The 18,521-nt window shown below is 62.5% G+C and carries 17 protein-coding genes and 1 tRNA gene; 5 read left to right on the top strand and 13 right to left on the bottom strand.

The window, feature by feature from the left end; all coding sequences use genetic code 11:
- Window positions 1-399: M20/M25/M40 family metallo-hydrolase (locus Q0L62_RS10055; RefSeq protein ID WP_296679387.1), on the top strand; the 399-nt coding region annotated here is incomplete at its 5' end.
- Between the two features lie 9 nt (window positions 400-408).
- Here the strand turns inward: Q0L62_RS10055 and Q0L62_RS10050 are convergent.
- From Q0L62_RS10050 to Q0L62_RS10030, 5 genes are all read right to left on the bottom strand, one after another.
- Entirely contained in the window at window positions 409-1,464 is a 1,056-nt protein-coding gene (locus tag Q0L62_RS10050) for a LacI family DNA-binding transcriptional regulator (RefSeq protein ID WP_296679385.1), read from the bottom strand.
- Window positions 1,465-1,550: 86 nt separating this feature from the next.
- Complete coding sequence (locus Q0L62_RS10045) at window positions 1,551-3,458, bottom strand: biotin carboxylase N-terminal domain-containing protein (RefSeq protein ID WP_296679383.1); 1,908 nt, start codon at window positions 3,456-3,458, stop codon at window positions 1,551-1,553.
- A 2-nt stretch (window positions 3,459-3,460) separates the two neighbouring features.
- Window positions 3,461-4,135 (bottom strand): hypothetical protein, encoded by a 675-nt coding sequence (locus Q0L62_RS10040; RefSeq protein WP_296679381.1) that lies wholly within the window; start codon window positions 4,133-4,135, stop codon window positions 3,461-3,463.
- The gene (locus Q0L62_RS10035; protein WP_296679379.1) at window positions 4,135-5,736 is read right to left on the bottom strand and encodes a carboxyl transferase domain-containing protein; all 1,602 of its coding nucleotides are present in this window, start codon (window positions 5,734-5,736) and stop codon (window positions 4,135-4,137) included. The genes Q0L62_RS10040 and Q0L62_RS10035 overlap by 1 nt, the downstream gene beginning before the upstream one ends.
- On the bottom strand, window positions 5,736-6,899 hold the full coding sequence (locus Q0L62_RS10030; RefSeq protein WP_296679377.1) for an acyl-CoA dehydrogenase family protein: 1,164 nt from the start codon (window positions 6,897-6,899) through the stop codon (window positions 5,736-5,738). The genes Q0L62_RS10035 and Q0L62_RS10030 overlap by 1 nt, the downstream gene beginning before the upstream one ends.
- A 97-nt stretch (window positions 6,900-6,996) precedes the next feature.
- On the opposite strand from Q0L62_RS10030, the gene Q0L62_RS10025 reads away from it, so the two are divergent.
- Window positions 6,997-7,869 (top strand): LysR family transcriptional regulator, encoded by an 873-nt coding sequence (locus tag Q0L62_RS10025; RefSeq protein WP_296679375.1) that lies wholly within the window; start codon window positions 6,997-6,999, stop codon window positions 7,867-7,869.
- A 149-nt stretch (window positions 7,870-8,018) separates the two neighbouring features.
- Here the strand turns inward: Q0L62_RS10025 and Q0L62_RS10020 are convergent.
- Window positions 8,019-8,092 (bottom strand) — tRNA-Gly (locus Q0L62_RS10020).
- Between the two features lie 153 nt (window positions 8,093-8,245).
- Between Q0L62_RS10020 and aqpZ the strand changes: the two genes are divergently transcribed.
- Window positions 8,246-8,965, top strand: a complete 720-nt coding sequence (aqpZ, locus tag Q0L62_RS10015) for an aquaporin Z (protein ID WP_296679373.1) — start codon at window positions 8,246-8,248, stop codon at window positions 8,963-8,965.
- Window positions 8,966-9,045: 80 nt separating this feature from the next.
- Here aqpZ and Q0L62_RS10010 read toward each other — a convergent pair whose 3' ends face one another.
- The 5 genes from Q0L62_RS10010 to pepN form a co-directional block, all read right to left on the bottom strand.
- Entirely contained in the window at window positions 9,046-9,858 is an 813-nt protein-coding gene (locus tag Q0L62_RS10010) for a cytochrome c1 (protein ID WP_296679372.1), read from the bottom strand.
- Between the two features lie 26 nt (window positions 9,859-9,884).
- Window positions 9,885-11,168, bottom strand: a complete 1,284-nt coding sequence (locus tag Q0L62_RS10005; protein WP_296679370.1) for a cytochrome b/b6 — start codon at window positions 11,166-11,168, stop codon at window positions 9,885-9,887.
- Between the two features lie 11 nt (window positions 11,169-11,179).
- Window positions 11,180-11,746, bottom strand: coding sequence for a ubiquinol-cytochrome c reductase iron-sulfur subunit (gene petA / locus Q0L62_RS10000; protein ID WP_296679368.1), 567 nt, complete (start codon window positions 11,744-11,746; stop codon window positions 11,180-11,182).
- 255 nt (window positions 11,747-12,001) lie between these two features.
- Entirely contained in the window at window positions 12,002-12,766 is a 765-nt protein-coding gene (pgeF, locus tag Q0L62_RS09995; RefSeq protein ID WP_296679367.1) for a peptidoglycan editing factor PgeF, read from the bottom strand.
- The gene (gene pepN / locus Q0L62_RS09990) at window positions 12,759-15,404 is read right to left on the bottom strand and encodes an aminopeptidase N (protein ID WP_296679365.1); all 2,646 of its coding nucleotides are present in this window, start codon (window positions 15,402-15,404) and stop codon (window positions 12,759-12,761) included. The genes pgeF and pepN overlap by 8 nt, the downstream gene beginning before the upstream one ends.
- 58 nt (window positions 15,405-15,462) lie before the next feature.
- Between pepN and Q0L62_RS09985 the strand changes: the two genes are divergently transcribed.
- Window positions 15,463-16,245 (top strand): SDR family NAD(P)-dependent oxidoreductase, encoded by a 783-nt coding sequence (locus Q0L62_RS09985; protein WP_296679364.1) that lies wholly within the window; start codon window positions 15,463-15,465, stop codon window positions 16,243-16,245.
- Here the strand turns inward: Q0L62_RS09985 and Q0L62_RS09980 are convergent.
- Window positions 16,219-17,130, bottom strand: a complete 912-nt coding sequence (locus Q0L62_RS09980; RefSeq protein WP_296679363.1) for an EamA family transporter — start codon at window positions 17,128-17,130, stop codon at window positions 16,219-16,221. The genes Q0L62_RS09985 and Q0L62_RS09980 overlap by 27 nt on opposite strands.
- On the bottom strand, window positions 17,127-18,122 hold the full coding sequence (locus tag Q0L62_RS09975) for a low specificity L-threonine aldolase (protein ID WP_296679361.1): 996 nt from the start codon (window positions 18,120-18,122) through the stop codon (window positions 17,127-17,129). The genes Q0L62_RS09980 and Q0L62_RS09975 overlap by 4 nt, the downstream gene beginning before the upstream one ends.
- Before the next feature lie 54 nt (window positions 18,123-18,176).
- Here Q0L62_RS09975 and Q0L62_RS09970 point away from each other — a divergent pair, with 54 nt between their 5' ends.
- Complete coding sequence (locus Q0L62_RS09970; protein WP_296679359.1) at window positions 18,177-18,467, top strand: GNAT family N-acetyltransferase; 291 nt, start codon at window positions 18,177-18,179, stop codon at window positions 18,465-18,467.
- The last annotated feature ends 54 nt before the right edge of the window (window positions 18,468-18,521 follow it).

Here is an 18,521-nt window from a genome sequence, read left to right as displayed (position 1 = left end):
CACCGCGCTGCCCTGCACGCCATGGTTCATGAAGTCGCCAGCGGGATTGCGAGCGCCCACGCAATGCGCGCCGAAGTGACCGTTACCGAAGGGTTTCCGGTGACGCTATGCGATCCGCGGGCGGTGACACTGGGCGAGGAAACCGCCAAGGCGCTGTTCGGCGAAGGCGCATGGCACGGCCTCCAGCGCCCGATCATGGGGGCAGAGGATTTCAGCTACGTGCTTGAAAAGGTCCCCGGCGCGATGTTTTTCCTTGGCGTCGCGGCAGAGGGCGCAGACTGGCATTGCTGCGAGGGGATCCATTCGACCCGCATGGTGCTGGACGAGGCGGCGCTGCCCGGCGGCGCGGCGCTGCTGGCGGGATTGGCGGAGCGATTCCTGGCTCAGGGTTTCGCCTGACCGCACGCCTTATCCGCGCGCTGCACTGCCCCGGATAATCAGCCGCACCGGCACCAGCCATTCATCATCGGGCTGGCCTGCCATCATCGATTTCAGCCGTTTGACCAGCAGTTCGGCAGCCAGCGGCAAGTCCGGCTCAATCGTGGTGAGCGGCGGAACGACATGTTCGCCGGCGTTGATTCCGTCAAAGCCGACCACGCCGACCTGATCGGGAATGCGGATGCCCTGGGCCTGCAATTCCTGCATCGCCCCCAGCGCGATCTGGTCGCAGGCAGCGAAGATCCCGTCGAACTTCATGCCGGTGTCGATCATCTTGCGCACCGCCTGGTGGCCCTGGTCAATCCGCGACAGCGTCGGATCAATCTGCGCTATCACCGGGGTATGCCCCCCTTCGCGCAAGACCTTGGAAAAACCGTCGAAGCGTTCGGTATACTGGCGCTGCAAAGAGGTTACCGAGCCAATGTAGACATTGTTGCGATAGCCATTGTCCAGCAGTGTTTGCGCCGCCAGTTCACCGCCTGATACATTGTCCGACCGCACCCAGTTCTGATCGGCATAGGGCGCGCCCCAGCAGACCATATTGGCCCCGTTTTGCGCAACGTCGCGGTAATGGGCCCAGGCCTCGGTATTTTCCGCGGTACCGATCACGATCAGCCCATCGGCCCGGCGGTTGCGCTCATAATAGCCGTTGAGGTTGGCGGCGTTGTCCTGAAACGATGTCAGCGCATCGCAGCCCGCCGCCGAAATTGCTGAACAGATGTTGCCCAGCAGCGAATAGTAGAACGGGTTCATGTCGCCCTTCAATTCGCCCGGTCGGCAGATCACGACAACTGCAATCACGTCCGTGCGCCCGGTGCGCAGCCGGGTGGCGTTCTGGTCGATCGAATAGTTGAGCTCTTCAGCTGCGCGCTTGACCTTTTCGCGGGTCAGTTCGCTGACCACCGGGTCCCCGGCCAGCGCGCGCGACACGGTCGACTGGCTGACCCCGGCCAGTTCCGCCACGTCGAACGAGGTTGCCCGCGTCCGCCGCCCGGCGCGCCTGATCTGGTCGGCTTCGCTTACCATGCTGCGTCCCTTTGCCCCGCACCCGGTCGGGCGCCTATGTCCCTCTAGGCGCTAAGGGGCGATGTTTTCAAGCCAAGGGCCAAACCTCAACTGTCCGCGGCCACAATCCGCGCCAGCAGCGCCTCAACCTGCACCTGCGCGCCGGGAGTGGCGGCAAGTTCGCTAACCGTCCCGTCAAACGGCGCGGTCAGCGTATGCTCCATCTTCATCGCCTCAAGCGTAAGCAGCTTCTGGCCCTTGGTAACCGCCTGCCCCTCGGCCACCTCGACCGCGATGATCTTGCCCGGCATGGGGGAGAGGATGTCGCCATCGTGGGCGTGAGCGTGGCCGGTGCCTCTAGTCGCCAAGTCGAACGAGTAAGCAGTACCATCGTTGAATGCGATGACGCTGTCCCCGTCGATATATCCCGACGCGACGCAATCCTTGTGCGAGTAGAAATCAGCCTCGTGGTTCCCCATCGAGATCGTCTCATCCCAAGCTTGCGATAGATCGACAACCCTCGTTTTCCCGTCGAACCAAAGCGCAATGCTGGCACGAGGAGCGGCGTTCAGACGAAAGCCGGCCATTGCATGCATTGTGCGATCCATTGCGATGCGAGCCGCAACAAGCACAACGCCGTCATCAGGATCATTGCCGGGGATCAACGCCTCGCCTGCGTCCGCGATGAAACCGGTATCAATTTCGGCGCTTCTGAACTTCTCGGAACGCAACGCCTTAACCAGGAAGCCCGCATTGGTGCGCACAGGCCAAATTTCGGTCCCGGAGAGAGCGCATTCCAATTCGTCAATACAATCTTCGCGATCTGCTGCGTGACAAACAACTTTCGCGATCATCGGGTCATAGAAAGGTGATACGGCGGCGCCTTCAAAAACCCCGGTTTCGATGCGATCGGCTTGACCGAATCTCAGCCGGTCCAACCGCCCCACACTCGGCAAAAACCCCTTCGCCGGGTCCTCGGCATATAACCGCGCTTCCATCGCCCAGCCGTTGATTGCCAGTTCGTCCTGCCGCTTGGGCAGCGCTTCCCCGCTCGCCACACGGAGTTGCCATTCGACCAGATCGACCCCGGTGATCTCCTCGGTCACCGGGTGTTCGACCTGCAACCGGGTGTTCATTTCCATGAACCAGATCCGGTCGGCGCGCAGGCCTTCACTGGCGTCGGCGATGAACTCGATCGTGCCCGCGCCTTCGTAATCGACTGCCTTGGCGGCGCGGACCGCAGCGGCGCAGATCGCCTCGCGGGTCACCTCATCCATGCCCGGCGCAGGGGCTTCCTCGATCACTTTCTGGTGGCGGCGCTGAAGGCTGCAATCGCGTTCGAACAGGTGGACGACATTGCCGTGGCTGTCGCCGAACACCTGTACCTCGATGTGGCGGGGCGAAAGGATGTATTTCTCGATCAGCACGTGGTCGTTGCCAAAGCTCGCCGCGGCCTCGCGCTGGCACGAGGCGAGCGCATCGGCAAAGTCAGCCGCACCGTCGACCCGGCGCATCCCCTTGCCGCCGCCGCCCGCGACCGCCTTGATCAGCACCGGATAGCCGATCTGCGCGGCCTGCCCCGCCAGGAAGGCCGGGTCCTGATTCTGGCCCATGTAGCCCGGCGTGACCGGCACCCCGGCCGCCTGCATCAGCGCCTTGGCCGCGTCCTTCAGCCCCATCGCGTCGATGCTGGCGGGCTTGGGCCCGACCCAGATCAGCCCGGCATCGATCACCGCCTGCGCAAAGGCGGCGTTCTCGGACAGGAAACCATATCCGGGATGCACAGCCTCGGCCCCGGTGGCCTTGGCGGCGGCGATGATCTTCTCCCCCACCAGATAGCTCTCGCGCGCGGGTGACGGCCCGATATGCACCGCCTCGTCCGCGACACGCACATGCAGCGCCTTGGCATCGGCATCGGAATAGACCGCAACCGTGCGAATGCCCATGGCGCGCGCGGTGCGGATGATCCGGCAGGCGATTTCGCCGCGGTTGGCGATGAGGAGGGATTTGATCATACTCAGACCGCCTCTCTTTTGAACGCTAAAGTGTTCAGATGACTGGCCAGTAGCGGAGATTGTACAAGATGGTAACGTTCACCGTCCAACATTCGATCGCGATATTGCTCCAACCATTTCAGGCGAGCGGCGATCCTTTCGGTCACCGGTTCGTCAACGATCTGCGCCGTGATGCGAGAAAGCCGGTAACCTTCGCCAAAAGTGGCAGCGAGATTGGCAGGATCCACCAACTCGACCGTTTTGGGATCATTCGGATCGACGAAGCGCACCAGCCGTGGATATCCCGACTCACCGTAAGTAGCTTCTGCCCGAGACGGTCGGGTCAGCACCTTAAGCAAACGGTCAGAGCCTGTCGTCTGTCGAGCCGAACCGAACGCGAGCCTTGGCGTTTCCTGCCCATCGGGCGACATCAGGGCAAAAAGCATTTCGCGGCCCGGTAAGTCAACGATGGCCGCTTCGCCAGCGTGCGCCATGCTGGCAGTACTAGCCTCCGGCGTAATTCGCCTTCCCGCGGACCAGTCGACTTGGCGGACTGCAAACCCGGTGATTGGCCCTTCAGGAGTTTCGACCTCAACAATCAGCTTGTACCTATATCGATTGCCCCCGAACAACCCGCAGCTGGTAAGCAGAAAGGTGCCAGTGACTGCCAGCAGTCCGAAGATCGAACGCCGCGCCATCACATCCGGAACACCCCGAAACGAGGTGCCTCCGGTACCGGCGCTTCGAGCGCCGCGGCCAAGGCCAGTCCCAGCACATCGCGGGTCTGCGCGGGATCGATCACGCCGTCATCCCACAGCCGGGCGGTGGCGTAATAGGGGTTGCCTTCGTCCTCGTACTTCTGGCGGATCGGGGCCTTGAACGCCTCGGCCTGTTCAGGCGTCCAGCTCTCGGCATCGCGGTGGACCGTGGCCAGCACCGAAGCGGCTTGCTCGCCGCCCATCACCGAGATGCGGGCATTTGGCCACGAGAACAGGAAGCGAGGGCTATAGGCCCGGCCGCACATGCCGTAATTGCCCGCGCCGAACGAGCCGCCGATCAGCACGGTCAGCTTGGGCACGCTGGCGGTGGCCACCGCGGTGACCAGTTTGGCACCGTGCTTGGCGATCCCCTCGGCCTCATACTTGCCGCCGACCATGAAGCCGCTGATGTTCTGCAGGAACAGCAAGGGCACGCGGCGCTGGCAGGCGAGTTCGATGAAGTGCGCGCCTTTGACCGCACTCTCGCTGAACAGCACGCCGTTGTTGGCGAGGATCGCCACCGGCATGCCCCAGATGTGCGCAAAGCCGCAGACGAGCGTGCTGCCATAGAGCGCCTTGAACTCGTGAAACTCGCTGCCGTCGACCAGCCGGGCGATCACTTCGTGGACATCGTAAGGCGCGCGAACATCGTCGGGGACGACTGCGTAAAGTTCCTCGGCCTCGTACTTCGGTGCGCGCGGGTCTTTCAGCGGCAGGCCGTGATGGTGACGCGGGCCGAGGTGGCTGACGATGTCGCGCACGATGGTCAGCGCGTGTTCGTCGTTCTCGGCCAGGTGATCGACCACGCCTGACTTCTTTGCATGGAGATCGCCGCCGCCCAGATCCTCGGCACTGATTTCCTCGCCCGTCGCGGCCTTGACCAGCGGCGGTCCGGCGAGGAAAATCGTGCCCTGTTCGCGCACGATCACGCTCTCGTCGCTCATCGCGGGCACATAGGCGCCGCCGGCGGTACAGCTGCCCATCACGCAGGCGATTTGCGGTATGCCCTTGGCGCTCATGTTCGCCTGGTTGAAGAAGATCCGGCCAAAATGATCGCGGTCGGGGAACACCTCGCTCTGATGCGGCAGGTTGGCCCCGCCGCTGTCAACCAGGTAGATGCAAGGCAAGTGGTTGGCCTCGGCAATCTCCTGCGCGCGCAGGTGCTTCTTGACCGTCAGCGGATAATAAGTGCCGCCCTTCACCGTCGCATCGTTGGCAACGATCATACACTGGCGGCCCGATACCCGGCCAATCGCTGTGATAATCCCCGCGCCGGGGATGTCATCGCCGTAAACGCCGTCTGCCGCCAGTTGCCCAATCTCGAGCAGGGGCGAACCCGGATCGAGCAGCCGCTCTACGCGTTCCCTTGGCAGCAGCTTGCCACGCGCGGTATGGCGTTCGCGGCTCTTTTCATTGCCGCCCAGCGCAGCCTCGGCCACCTTTGCGCGCAGTTCGGCGGCCAGCCCGCGGTTATGCGCGGCGCGCGTCTGGGACTGCGGATCGTCAGGGTTGTGCTGAGTGTGGAGGACGGGTGCGGTCATCAATTGGCCCCGATCAATTCGCGGCCAATCAGCATGCGCCGTATCTCCTTGGTTCCCGCGCCGATATCCAGCAGCTTGGCATCGCGCAAAAACCGCTCCACCGGCCAGTCCTTGGTATAACCCGCCCCGCCCAGCGCCTGCACCGCCTCGCCCGCCGCGCGGAAGGCGTTTTCGCTGGCCAGCAGGATCGCGCCAGCTGCGTCAAAACGTGTGGTCTGCCCGGCATCGCAGGCCTTGGCCACGGCATAGACATAGGCCCGGGCTGATTGCATCGCGACGTACATGTCCGCTACCTTGGCCTGCATCAGCTGGAAGCTGCCGATCGGTTTGCCGAACTGCTTGCGTTCGCGCACGTAGGGAATCACCACGTCAAGGCAGGCCTGAATAATGCCGATCTGCATGCCGGCCAGCACAACGCGTTCGTAATCCAGCCCGCTCATCAGCACGCCAACCCCGCCATGGACCGGGCCCATCACGTTCTCGTCCAGCACGAGGCAATCGTCGAACACCAATTCGCAGGTCGGGCTGCCGCGCAGGCCCATCTTGTCAATTTTCTGCCCTATCGAAAATCCAGCCATATCCTTTTCAATCAGGAACGCCGTTATGCCGCGCGATCCGGCTTCGGGGGCGGACTTGGCATAGACCACCAGCGTATCGGCATAGGTGCCGTTAGTGATCCAGAACTTGGTGCCGTTCAGCCGCCATCCGCCCGCGACCTGATCGGCCTTCAGCTTCATCGAAACGACGTCCGATCCGGCCCCTGCCTCCGACATGGCGAGGCTGCCGACATGTGCACCAGAAATCAGGCCAGGAAGATATTTGGCTTTCTGCTCGTCATTGCCCCAGCGCCGGATCTGATTGATGCAGAGATTGGAATGCGCGCCATAGGACAGGCCGACCGCGCCGCTGGCCCGGCTCACTTCCTCGACCGCGATCACATGGTCGAGATAGCCAAGGCCTAAACCGCCCCATTCCTCTTCCACCGTGATCCCGTGCAGGCCCAGCGCGCCCATCGGTTCCCACAGTTCACGCGGGAAACGGTCATTGGCGTCGATTTCAGCAGCCAGCGGCAGAATCAGCTCATCGGCAAAGCGTCCTGCCGCCTCGCGGATCATCTGAGCGCTTTCGGTCAGGCCGAAATCGAAATCGGGGGTCGCACGCATCAGAATCCTCTCACGGCATCTTGTTTGGTCGCACGGTAATGCAAAGCGGCGAAACGGAAAAACTGGATTTAATAAGAAAATTATATAGGTTGAACCTATGCTAAGCCGAACCCAGCTTCGCCATTTCCTTGCCGTGGTCGATACCGGCAGCTTCACCCGCGCCGCCCATACCCTCAATATTGCGCAGCCTTCCCTATCCGGCGGGATTGCAGAGCTTGAGCGTCAGCTGGGCACCCGGCTGTTCTTACGGGAACGGCGGCGAATCGGATTGACTGCCGCAGGTAACGCGCTGCTGCCTTTGGCCCGCGCGATAGAGCGCGATTTTCACGAAGCAGAGGCGCGGGTCAGCCAATTACCTGTCCCGGCCCGGCCAATCCGGCTGGGCGTGCTGGAGACGGTGCCGACCCGCTGGATTGAAGAGGCCATATCCGCATACCCAGGAGCGGAACCGTTGGAACTCACAGAAGGAAACGAACGCGAATTGGCCGCTGCGCTGGGCAACGGATCGCTTGATCTTGCGCTGACCCTGACCGGATTCCCGCGGCGCAACCAGGGGAAAGTGCTGCTGGACGAGGACTATTGTCTAGCTTTGCCCGCATCGCACCGTCTGGCTGATGCCGCGGTGATCAATGCCGCAGATGTCGCCGGCGAAACCATGATTGCGCGCCGTTCTTGCGAGGCCCTGGCCGAAACCAGCCGTTTCTTCACCGAACGCGGCGTGCGTCCACGCTTTGCATTTCGGTCGGCTCATGATGACCGCGCCATGGCCATGGTGCGCGCCGGACTGGGCGTGACGGTGGCACCGCGATCGCTGGGCGTGCACGGGGTGGTCATGGTGACCCTGGCTGATTTTGGTCTGCGGCGGCAGGTCGCATTGGTTCAGGGAACCGGCTGGGAAGCAACGTTCGGCGCTAGACACCCACTGCCAGGCACCATCGCGTCAACGAGGCCAAACGCCAATGGTGTGTAGAGTGCAGCGCTTCTTCGGCTTTTCGCACTTGCAGCATTAGCGGCGTGAACCCCCATCGCGGATGCCCCTAAGGCAACCTCTGCCAAAGACTTTCATAGAGATAGCGCCGTGCGCTGGCCCGCTTTTTGCTGGGACGGGGTCAGATGGTTTGGAGCGGGTAGCGGGAATCGAACCCGCATAGCCAGCTTGGAAGGCTGGTGCTTTACCACTAAGCTATACCCGCGCAGCCAAGGCCGCATCGTGTGGCTGGGCGCCCTATGCGACACCGGTCGCGGCGGGTCAATGGTCCCCAGCGGTCTGTGCAGTTTAGCACTTTACGTTGAGAGACGTTGCGCGCACTTTCCCCAAATCCGGTCAACAACGGATGGAGGGGACTATGAAATCGATAAATGCTCTGGTTGCAGAAGCGTTTGGCACGTTCTGGCTAGTTTTCGGAGGATGCGGCAGTGCGATCTTTGCTGCGGCCTTTCCCGATGTCGGCATTGGCCTGCTCGGCGTCAGCCTGGCCTTCGGTCTGACTGTGCTGACCATGGCCTATACGGTAGGTCATGTTTCGGGCGGCCATTTCAATCCGGCGGTGACAGTCGGTTTGTGGAGCGGCGGGCGCTTTCCGGCACAGGATGTTCTGCCCTATATCGTCGCCCAAGTCGTCGGCGCGATCATTGCAGCGTTCCTGCTCTACTGGATCGCCAGCGGCAAGCCGGGCTATGATCTGGCGGTCAATGGCTTGGCCAGCAACGGCGTGGCTGACCATTCACCAGGCAAATACACGCTGGCATCAGGCTTTGTTGCCGAGGTGGTGCTGACGATGTTCTTCCTGCTGATCATCATGGGATCGACCCACGGCCGTGCCCCGGCGGGCTTCGCGCCGATTGCAATCGGGCTGGGGCTGACGTTGATCCATCTGATCTCGATCCCGATTACCAACACATCTGTCAATCCAGCGCGCAGCACCGGCCCGGCATTGGTCGAAGGCGGGATTGCCTTGCAGCAGCTGTGGGTATTCTGGCTGGCGCCGTTGATTGGCGGCGCAGCAGGCGGATGGATCTACCGCTCGTTTATTGCCGGAAACGAACCGGCAGTTACCGGCAGCTAGATAGACCTTGCCGCGTACAAAAAAAGAGGGGCGCCCTGGCTGGGGCGCCCCTCTTTCTAATTTGGCGTGGTCCGCGAAACCTAGTGCTTCGTGCCGGCCCAGACGTTGCGGTAGGCCATGTAGCCGAGCGCTGTCGCGTAAATCAGAAAGCCGACCCACCAGAACCCGACCTGGTGGCGCTTGTCGAGCTTGGGCTCCGCCGTCCAGACCAGGAAAGCCGAGACGTCCTTGGACATCTGGTCGATCGAGGCCTTGGTCCCATCGGAATAGGTCACCTGACCGTCGCTGGTCAGCGGCGGCGGCATCGCGATATTGAGGTTGGCGAAGTAAGGGTTGTAATAAAGCCCGTCCGGCGTCTTGGCGTCCGGAAACTCCTTGAGCAGCTCGGCCGGCTGCGCCTGGTAGCCGGTCAGCAGCGAGTGGATGTAGGCCGCCCCGCCGTGCCGCGCCTTGGCAATCAGCGACAGGTCGGGCGGGTGGCCCTGGCCGGCATAGATTACCGGCGGGAAATGATCGGCGGGCAGGCCCGGGCGATCCTTTAATTCACCGGTAAGCGGATCGGGCGCGTTGACCGTTGCGGCGGCGGCAAGTTCCTTGATTTCGGCCGGGCTGTATTCGAGCGCCGCCAAATCGCGGTAGGCCACGTGCTTGAGTGCGTGGCAACTGGCACATACCTGCTGGTAGACTTCAAAGCCGCGCTTGACCTGCTTTTTGTCGAACTTGCCCAACCAGCCGTCGCTGGCAAGGCTTAACCCTTCGGGATGCTTGTGAAATGCGTGCTCAACCGTGTGCGGCAAACCTTCCTGCGCAAAACCGATGGTGTCCCAAAGCAGGGACCAGGCCAGTGCGCCGGCAAAGAACAGCCCGACAAGGATGGAGAAGATGCGGATCATTGGTTCGAGTCCCTCTCGCTATCCGTTCAGGCCTTGCCGTCCGGCGCCGCGGCCGCGCCGTTCCCCAACACCGCTTCGGTGATCGAGTAAGGCAGCGGATCAGGGCGCTCGATCGACGAGACGACGGGCACGATCACCAGGAAGTGCAGGAAATAATAGATCGAAGCGATCTGCGCGATCATGACATAGGGCTGTTCCGCCGGCGAACCGCCGCAATAGCCCAGCACCAGCACGTCAACCACCAGCAGCCAGAAGAACTTGCGGTAGAGGGGGCGGTAATTGCCCGAACGCACCGGCGATTTGTCCAGCCAGGGCAGGAAGAACCACACCAGAATGGCGCTGAACATGGCGAGCACGCCCATCAGCTTGGCCGGGACGAAGAACAGCCAATCCTGGGTGAAGCTGCGCAGGATCGCGTAGAATGGCCAGAAATACCATTCGGGCACGATATGGGCAGGGGTCTGCATGGGGTTGGCCGGGATGTAATTGTCCGGATGACCCAGCGCATTCGGCATGAAGAACACGAACAGGCTGTAGATCACCAGGAACAGGCCGATCGTCCACCCATCCTTGGCGACGAAATAAGGGAAGAAAGGTAGCGTGTCGCTTTCGCTTTTCACTTCGACACCGGTCGGGTTCGACGAACCCGGCAGGTGCAGCGCCCAGACATGCAGAATGACTACGCCCAGGATGACGAAGGGCAGCAGGAAGTGAAGCGAGAAGAACCGGTTGAGAGTGGCGTTGTCAGGCGCAAAACCGCCCAGCAGCCACGAACGCAGTCCTTCCCCGACCACCGGAATGGCCGAAAACAGCCCGGTAATAACCTGCGCACCCCAGTAGGACATCTGGCCCCACGGCAGCACGTAGCCCATGAAGGCGGTCGCCATCATCAGCAGGAATATCACCACGCCGAGCAGCCAGATCATCTCTCGCGGGGCCTTGTATGACCCGAAGTAGAAGCCGCGGAAGATGTGCATGTAAACGATGACAAAGAACGCCGACGCGCCGTTGGCGTGGCCATAGCGCAGCATCCAGCCGTAATTGACGTCACGCATGATGTGTTCGGTCGAATCGAAGGCCACAGCAGTGTCGCCGCCGTAATGCATTGCCAAAATGATGCCGGTAACAATCTGGATAACCAGGCAGAAGCCGGCCAGAAAGCCGAAGTTCCACAGATAGTTGATGTTGCGCGGCACTTCGTAACCGGCGCCGACAGCGCCATGTATCAGGCGCGGAAGCGGCAGCTTTTCATCCATCCACACCATGAACGGATTGGTTGGCGTATATTGTTTTGCCCAGGGGAAGCTCATTGTATGGACCCTCAGCCGATCTTGACGACAGTGTCGGAGGTAAATTCGTAAGGCGGCACTTCCAGGTTTTTGGGAGCCGGGCCTTTGCGGATGCGGGCAGCGGTATCATAGACCGAACCGTGGCATGGGCAGAAATAGCCCCCAAACTCGCCCTTAACCTCGCCCTCTCCCGAACCGAGAGGAATACAGCCCAGGTGAGTGCAAACGCCCATGGTAATCAGCCAGTTGGTGTGGCCTTCCTTGGTGCGTTCCTTCAGCGTCTGCGGATCACGCAAGCCGCCAATGTCGACCGCTTCAGCTTCCTGAATTTCCTTGGGGGTCAGGTTGCGAATGAACACCGGTTGCTTGCGAAACACGGCCTTCATCGTCTGGCCCGGCTGGACCTGGGCGATATCCACTTCTGTCGAACTTTCAGCCAGCACGTCAGCCGAAGGCGCCATCTGGCTGATCAGCGGATAGAGCACCGCCAGGCCGCCTACGCCCGCCGCGCTTACTGCAGCGATATTAATGAAATCGCGCCGCCGCACACCTTCCCCGTCGATGACGGCGGCAGTGTCGGTGCCAGCATCTTGTGCCATGGTCGAAGCAATCCTGTTCAATCCGTTTGCCGAATGATCCGCCGTCATGCGAATACCCGGAAAACCATCCTTAAATCTTGCCCGGAGAGCAGCCCTGACTTGCCCCCCGAATGCCCGTAGGCCAACCGCATGCGCACGGCAAGTGCCGCCACGCCCGACGATTTGGCGGGCCTGATAGACGCGAAGAGGTGCGCTGCCAACCGCGAAAATAGCATCAGCTGTTGCAGAACTGGAACCTGCCTCAAAAGGCAGCGGTCACAGGCCGATCAGCGAAATCTGCCTGCCATAAGTAGCCTCGCCGCAGTGGGTTGAACGGCGATAGGAAAAGAACCGCGCTTTGTCGGTATAAGTGTCGAGGCCAAGCTGCTCGACCGCTGTAACGCCGGCCATCTCGAGCCGGCCGGCCACATAGCGCTCCAGATCAAACTGCCAATGCCCGGTCCGGCCCGCGGCAAAGAAGCGCGCGTTGTCCGGTGCATCGGCGCAGAATCGGTCGAAGAAGCCCTGATCCACCTCATAACTCACTTGGGCGATGCACGGGCCGATCGCGGCAACTATTCGCGCGCGGTCTGCACCCAGCGCCTCCATCGCGGCGATGGTCGCATCGGTTACTCCGCCAACCGCACCCTTCCACCCGGCATGCGCCGCGCCCACCACCCCAGCCGCTCGATCGGCCAGCAGCACCGGCGCGCAATCGGCGGTCACAACGCCCAGCAGCACACCTGGCGTTGCCGTTACCAGCGCGTCGGCACGCGGGCGTTCGGCATCGCTCCACGGCGCGCTTGCCAATACGCAATCGGCCGAATGGACCTGATAGACTGTGGCAAGCCGCGATCCGGGGCTGACCGCCTTTACCGCCAAGGCCCGGTTGCGCTGCACGGCGCGATCATCATCGCCTGCCCCCAGCCCGACATTTAACCCAGCAACAACACCGAGTGACACCCCGCCTTGCCGGCCCAAAAAACCATGTACGACGCCCTGAAGCGCAGTGGCGCGATAAACCTCAAGTGCGTCAGCCAAGGCTCTTGCTGACTTGTTCGAAGGTATCTTTTGACAGGCCCGGCGCAGCTGCAATCCGTTCCAGTTCTGTGCGCATCATGGCTGAACGGCCAGGTTCAACCCGTCGCCAGCGGCCCAGCGGGGCAATGAACCGCGCGGCGGTTTGCGGATTGATCGGATCAAGCGCGAGGACCAGATCGGCGATCATCCGGTAACCTTCGCCATCCTGGGCGTGGAACGCATGCGGGGCGGTAAAGGCCATGTAGAGTGATCGAACCCGGTTCGGGTTGTTGAGCGTGAACTCAGGATGCCCGGCCAGCGCCTTGACATGATCGACCACCTTGGGATGCAGCGACCCGGCCTGGAGCGAGAACCACTTGTCGATGACCAGTGCGTTTCCGGCATAACGCTGATGGAACGCGGCAAGCTTGATGTCCCGCAGCGGCGTGTCGAGGCCCGCCAGAACCATCAGCGCGCCCTGCCGGTCGGTCATGTTGTCGGCAGCGTCATACTGCTGCGCCGCCAGATCGGCAGCGACATCCGGTGCCCCTGCCGCAAGATAGACCAGCGCCTGGGTCTTGATCTTGCGCGCGCCCCGCGCTTCGGCAGAAAGGCTGTAGGGGACGTTGCTTGCCCGCTGATGGAGCGCAATCAGCTGGTCTTTCAACCTGCCGCCGAGCCAGGCCTTCAGCCCTTCGCGTTCGGCATGGATTGCGCCCGGATCGGCCACGGCAAGCTGTTCGGCAAGGTAGGTTTCTCCGGGCAGGATCATCAGCTCGCCCCGCATCAGATCGTCAAGTGCCGGATCAGCGATGACCGCATCCAGTGCTGCGCCGATCGCTTCGCGGCCTGTGTCGCGATCAGTTCCGCTGCCGCTCGCCAGACCGATCAGGTGCTGCACAACCAGCTGCTGCATGGCCTCATACCGGGCGAAAGGATCATCATCACGCGCGGCAAGGAAGACGAGATCGTCCGCCGCCTGTCCAGCATCCAGAGCGATTGGCGCGGAAAAACCCCGGTTGATCGAAAGCACCGGGCGCTCTGCAAAACCGGCGAAGATGAACTGTGTTTGAGGTTCGCGCAGAATCACCAGTTCCTCGCCCCGGTGGGTTCCGGTGGCACGATCGAACAAGGCCAGACGCAGCGGGATTACTGCCGCTTCCTTGGAGGGCTGTCCTGGGGTAGGCGGCACGGTCTGCGCCAGGGTCAGTGTGGCCACACCATCAGTAAAATCCATCCTCGCTTCGACTCGCGGTGTGCCGGATTGTGCGTACCAGCGGCGAAACTGCCCAAGATCGGCGTCCGCTCCCTGTTCGATCGCGGTGATGAAATCCTCGCAGGTTGCTGCTTCACCGTCGTGTCGATCAAAATAGAGGTCGGTACCGGCACGGAACCTTTCGGGCCCGACGATGGTGCGCATCATGCGGATCACCTCGGCCCCTTTGTTGTAGACCGTGGCGGTGTAGAAGTTCGAAATTTCCTGATAGCTGTCGGGCCGGATCGGGTGGGCCAGCGGGCCCGAATCTTCCGGGAACTGCGCGGCACGCAACACGCGGACATCTTCGATCCGCTTGACCGCTGCGCTGCCCATATCCTGGCTGAACAGCTGGTCGCGCAGCACGGTGAAGCCTTCCTTCAGGCTTAGCTGGAACCAGTCACGACAGGTAACGCGGTTGCCTGACCAGTTGTGAAAGTATTCGTGCGCGACCACCCCTTCGATCCCGTCATAGTCCATATCCGTCGCGGTGTCGGGATCGGCCAGGATATAGCGGGTGTTGAAAACGTTGAGGCCCTTGTTCTCCATTGCCCCCATGTTGAAATCGGCCACGGCGACGATGTTGAACAGATCAAGATCGTATTCGCGCCCAAAGGTGTCCTCATCCCACTTCATCGAATCCTTAAGCGCCTGCATGGCGTGATGGGTGCGGTCCTGATCGCCCTCACGGACCCAGATGTTCAGATCGACCTTGCGCCCACTCATGGTGGTAAAAGTGTCGTGGTTGGCAACCAGATCGCCTGCCACCAGCGCGAACAAATAGCTCGGCTTGGGCCAGGGATCGTGCCACTCAGCCCAATGGGAGCCATCCGCATTCTCGCCCGTATCGACGCAGTTGCCATTGGACAGCAGCACCGGGAACAGGGCCTTGGGACCGCTCATCCGCACGCGGTAAATCGAAAGCACATCGGGCCGGTCAGGGTGGAAAGTGATGCGGCGAAAGCCCTCGGCCTCACATTGGGTGCACAGCATTCCATTCGAAGCGTAAAGCCCCATCAGCTGCGAATTGGCTGCCGGATTGATCACGGTGACGATCGTCACTGCGTGGGCTGCGCCGGGCAAATCGATTAGCATATCGGCGCCTTCCCTCCGCCAGTCCGCTTGCACCGCGCCGTCGACCAGCACCGTTTCGGCCGCAATGCCGTCTCCGGCCAGGCGCAGGGTCCGCGACCCGCTGCCCGCCGGATTTTGACTGACCGACAGCACCGATTGAACCCGTGTTGCATCCAGACCCAGGTCAAAATCCAGCACCACTTCGCCCACCAGCCAGGCCGGCGGCTGGTAATCCTCGCGCCGGATGGTAGCGGGGTGCTGCGGCGGGGTGGCGGCATCGGCAACCTGGGGATTGATCGCGGGTTCGGAGGGTCTGCTGGCTATATCCATCCCGACAACTTAGGGACTGCGCTTCCGATTGCCAGCGCTGCCGTCTAGGGATTGCGACATGCCGCGCATTTTCATCTTCGGGCTGGGCTACACTGCCAGCCGCATCGCCGCCGCGCTGACCTTAAAAGGCTGGGACGTGATATCGACCGGGCGCGACGGTTCGCTTGGCTTTGGCGATACCGGCAACGTGCGCATGGCGCTGGCGGACGCGGGCCATGTTCTGTCTTCCGTGCCGCCCGATGGCACCGGCAGTGATCCGGTGCTGGATACCTATGGCGATGCCTTGGGCGGAAAGACACTAGTCTACCTGTCCTCGACCGGGGTTTACGGTGACACCGGCGGTGCATGGGTTGATGAGACGGCACAGATCGGCAGCGGCCGCCGCGTCGCGCGGGCCGAGGCTGATGCGCGATGGCTGGCCCGCGACGCGCGGGTGCTGCGGCTGCCGGGGATCTATGGCCCGGACCGCTCGGCGCTGGAGCGAGTGCGCGCAGGTAAGGCCCACCGCATTGACCTACCCGATCAGGTGTTCAGCAGAGTCCACGTGGATGACATCGTCAACGGCGCGCTGGCCGCTCTGGATGCCCCGGCGGGCGCCTACAATCTGGCAGATGATCTGCCCGCCAGCCAGAACGCGGTGATCGAGGAAGCCTGCCGCCTGCTGGGACTACCCCCGCCCCCGCTGATGACTATCGACGCGGCCAACCTTTCGCAGATGGCGCGCGGCTTCTATGCCGAAAATCGCCGGGTTGCGAACGGCAAGGCCAGGCGGGTGCTGGGCTGGGTGCTGCGTTATCCCAGCTACCGCGAAGGGCTACGCGCCTGCTTTGCGGGGGCTTAGCGCGATGATTAGCCCGGCCATGGCCAGCGTCGCTCCGCCTGCCGCCAGCGCCGACCAGTCATAGCCTTCGAACAGCGTCGACAGCCCCATCGCCACCACCGGGATCAGAACGCTGGAATAGGCTGCCGGACCCGGTCCCCAGTCGCGGATCAGCGCGAAATAGAGCGGGAAGGTTACTACCGAGCCCATCAGTGCCAGATAGGTGATGCCCAGTAGCGAGCGGAAGCCCAGGTCAAGCGGCGGAGGACCCGCCGTGAACCAGGCGTAACCGGCATCAGCCGCGGCGCCAAAGGCCATGGCCCAGGCGATTACGACCAGCGCGCTGCTGCGCCGGGCCAGCTGCGACGCCTGCATGACGTTGGAGATCGAGGCGCACAGCACGCCCATCAGGGTCAGCCCGATCCCGATCAACACCGCGCCTCCGCCCGCCGGAGCGGCGCGGTATTCGTGCAGTATCAGCAGCGCGATCCCAGTCAGCGCGATCAGTGATCCGGTAACGAACCGCGAGCTGACCCGGGTGCCAACGAACAGCCGGCTAAGCAGCGTATTGGGAACGAGCAGCAGGGCGAAGATCACCGCGACCAAGCCCGAGGTAATGTGCTGTTCGGCGCGATAGACGAACTGAAAGTTGCCGAAGAACTGTAACAGCCCGAACAGCGCGGCAAAGCCCAAGGCCACAGGCGCCAGAACCAGCCGCTCACGTTTTACGGCGGCCAGGGCAAACATCCCCGCTGCCGCAAGAACGAAGCGGTAGGTCACCGCCCACGAGGGTGCAAGTGCACCGATCTGGTCCTTGATGACCAGCCAGGTCGAGCCCCAGATCAGGGTGATCAGCAAAAAGGCCCCGATCGCACGGGGTGATGGCCTGGCGGCAGCTTCGGTCACAGCGCGGCGATCGCCCGGGCCAGCGCCTCGATATGTGCCGGGTTGCTGTTCCACGCGGTAATCAGCCGGGCCGCGTGTGGCCCCCAATCGTAAAAGGTAAAGCCTTGTGCACGCAGTGCCGCACGTTCGTCAGCCGTGCAGGTCAGAAACAGTTCATTGGCCTCAACCGGGTGGCGCAGCCGCGCACCTGCCGCACTGGCCAGTTCACGCGCTCCGGCGTTGGCGCTGCGCGCATTGGCCAGCCACAGATCGCCTTTTAACATGGCCAGAATCTGTGCCGCCAGGAACCGCCCCTTCGATTGCAGGTGCCCGGCGCGCTTGCGCTGCAGCCGCGCGACCTGCGCCAGCGCCGGTTCGAAGAAGACCAGTGCCTCTGCCCCCAGACCGCCGTTCTTGACGAAGCCAAAGCTTAGCGTGTCGGCACCTGCACAGGCTTCCCACGGATCGCAGCCAAGGAATGCCACCGCATTGGCAAAGCGCGCGCCATCAACATGCAGCCGCAACCCGTGCGCTGTTGCAAACGCGGCGATTTCGGACATTTCGGCGGCGGAGTAGCAGCGCCCATACTCGCTTGCCTGCGTTACAGTTACCGCGCTGGCCTGCACCTGATGAACACCGGGTCGAATTGCATCGAGCACCGACGCGATGCTTTCGGGCGTCAGCTTTGCCCCCTCGCCCTCGGCCAAAATCAGCTTCGCTCCGTGCGTATAGAACCCCGGTGCGCCGCCTTCGTCGGTTTCGACATGGGCTTCGCGGTGGCAGATCACCCCGCCGTGGGGAGGGACCATCGCCGCCAGCGCCAGGCAATTCGCCGCAGTCCCGGTTGCCACCCACAGCACCGCGCAGTCGCGGCCGAACAGGTCCGCGAACGCTCCGTCGAGCCGCTGGCTCCACGCATCGCCGTCATAGGGCGCATCCGGCGCGTCGGCGTCCTGCATCGCCTGCCACACGGCAGGATGGACGCTGGCGGCATTGTCGGAGAGGAACTGCATCGCCATCTGCCTTGGAAGGGCGGCCCACCGCCGTCAAGCAGGAGCGTGTTCATCATGAGCGAAGTCACCGTTACCAGCCACGGCAGCGACAGCGCCGGCGAATATCACGCCCATGTTGCGGAAGAACGCGCGATCGGCCGTCTGACATGGGTGATGCGCGGCGGCGTGCGCATCGCCGAACACACGCTTGTACCACCCGAAATCGGCAGGCGCGGCGTTGCGGCACAACTAGTGGAAGCGCTGGTCGCTGATGCGCGCGCGCAGGGTTTCTTGATTGACCCGGCCTGCTCTTATGTCGAAGCAGCGTTTCGCCGTCATCCAGAATGGAATGATCTGCGCGCCTGAAAAAACGGTCACGGACAAACTTGCTTAAGATTGCGCACTTTGCCGCTAAGGCTG

The organism is Novosphingobium sp., from assembly GCF_024642085.1.
Lineage (GTDB): Bacteria > Pseudomonadota > Alphaproteobacteria > Sphingomonadales > Sphingomonadaceae > Novosphingobium.
The sequence above is the reverse complement of the archived record's forward strand: the minus strand, read 5'-3'. Positions and strand labels throughout refer to the sequence as shown.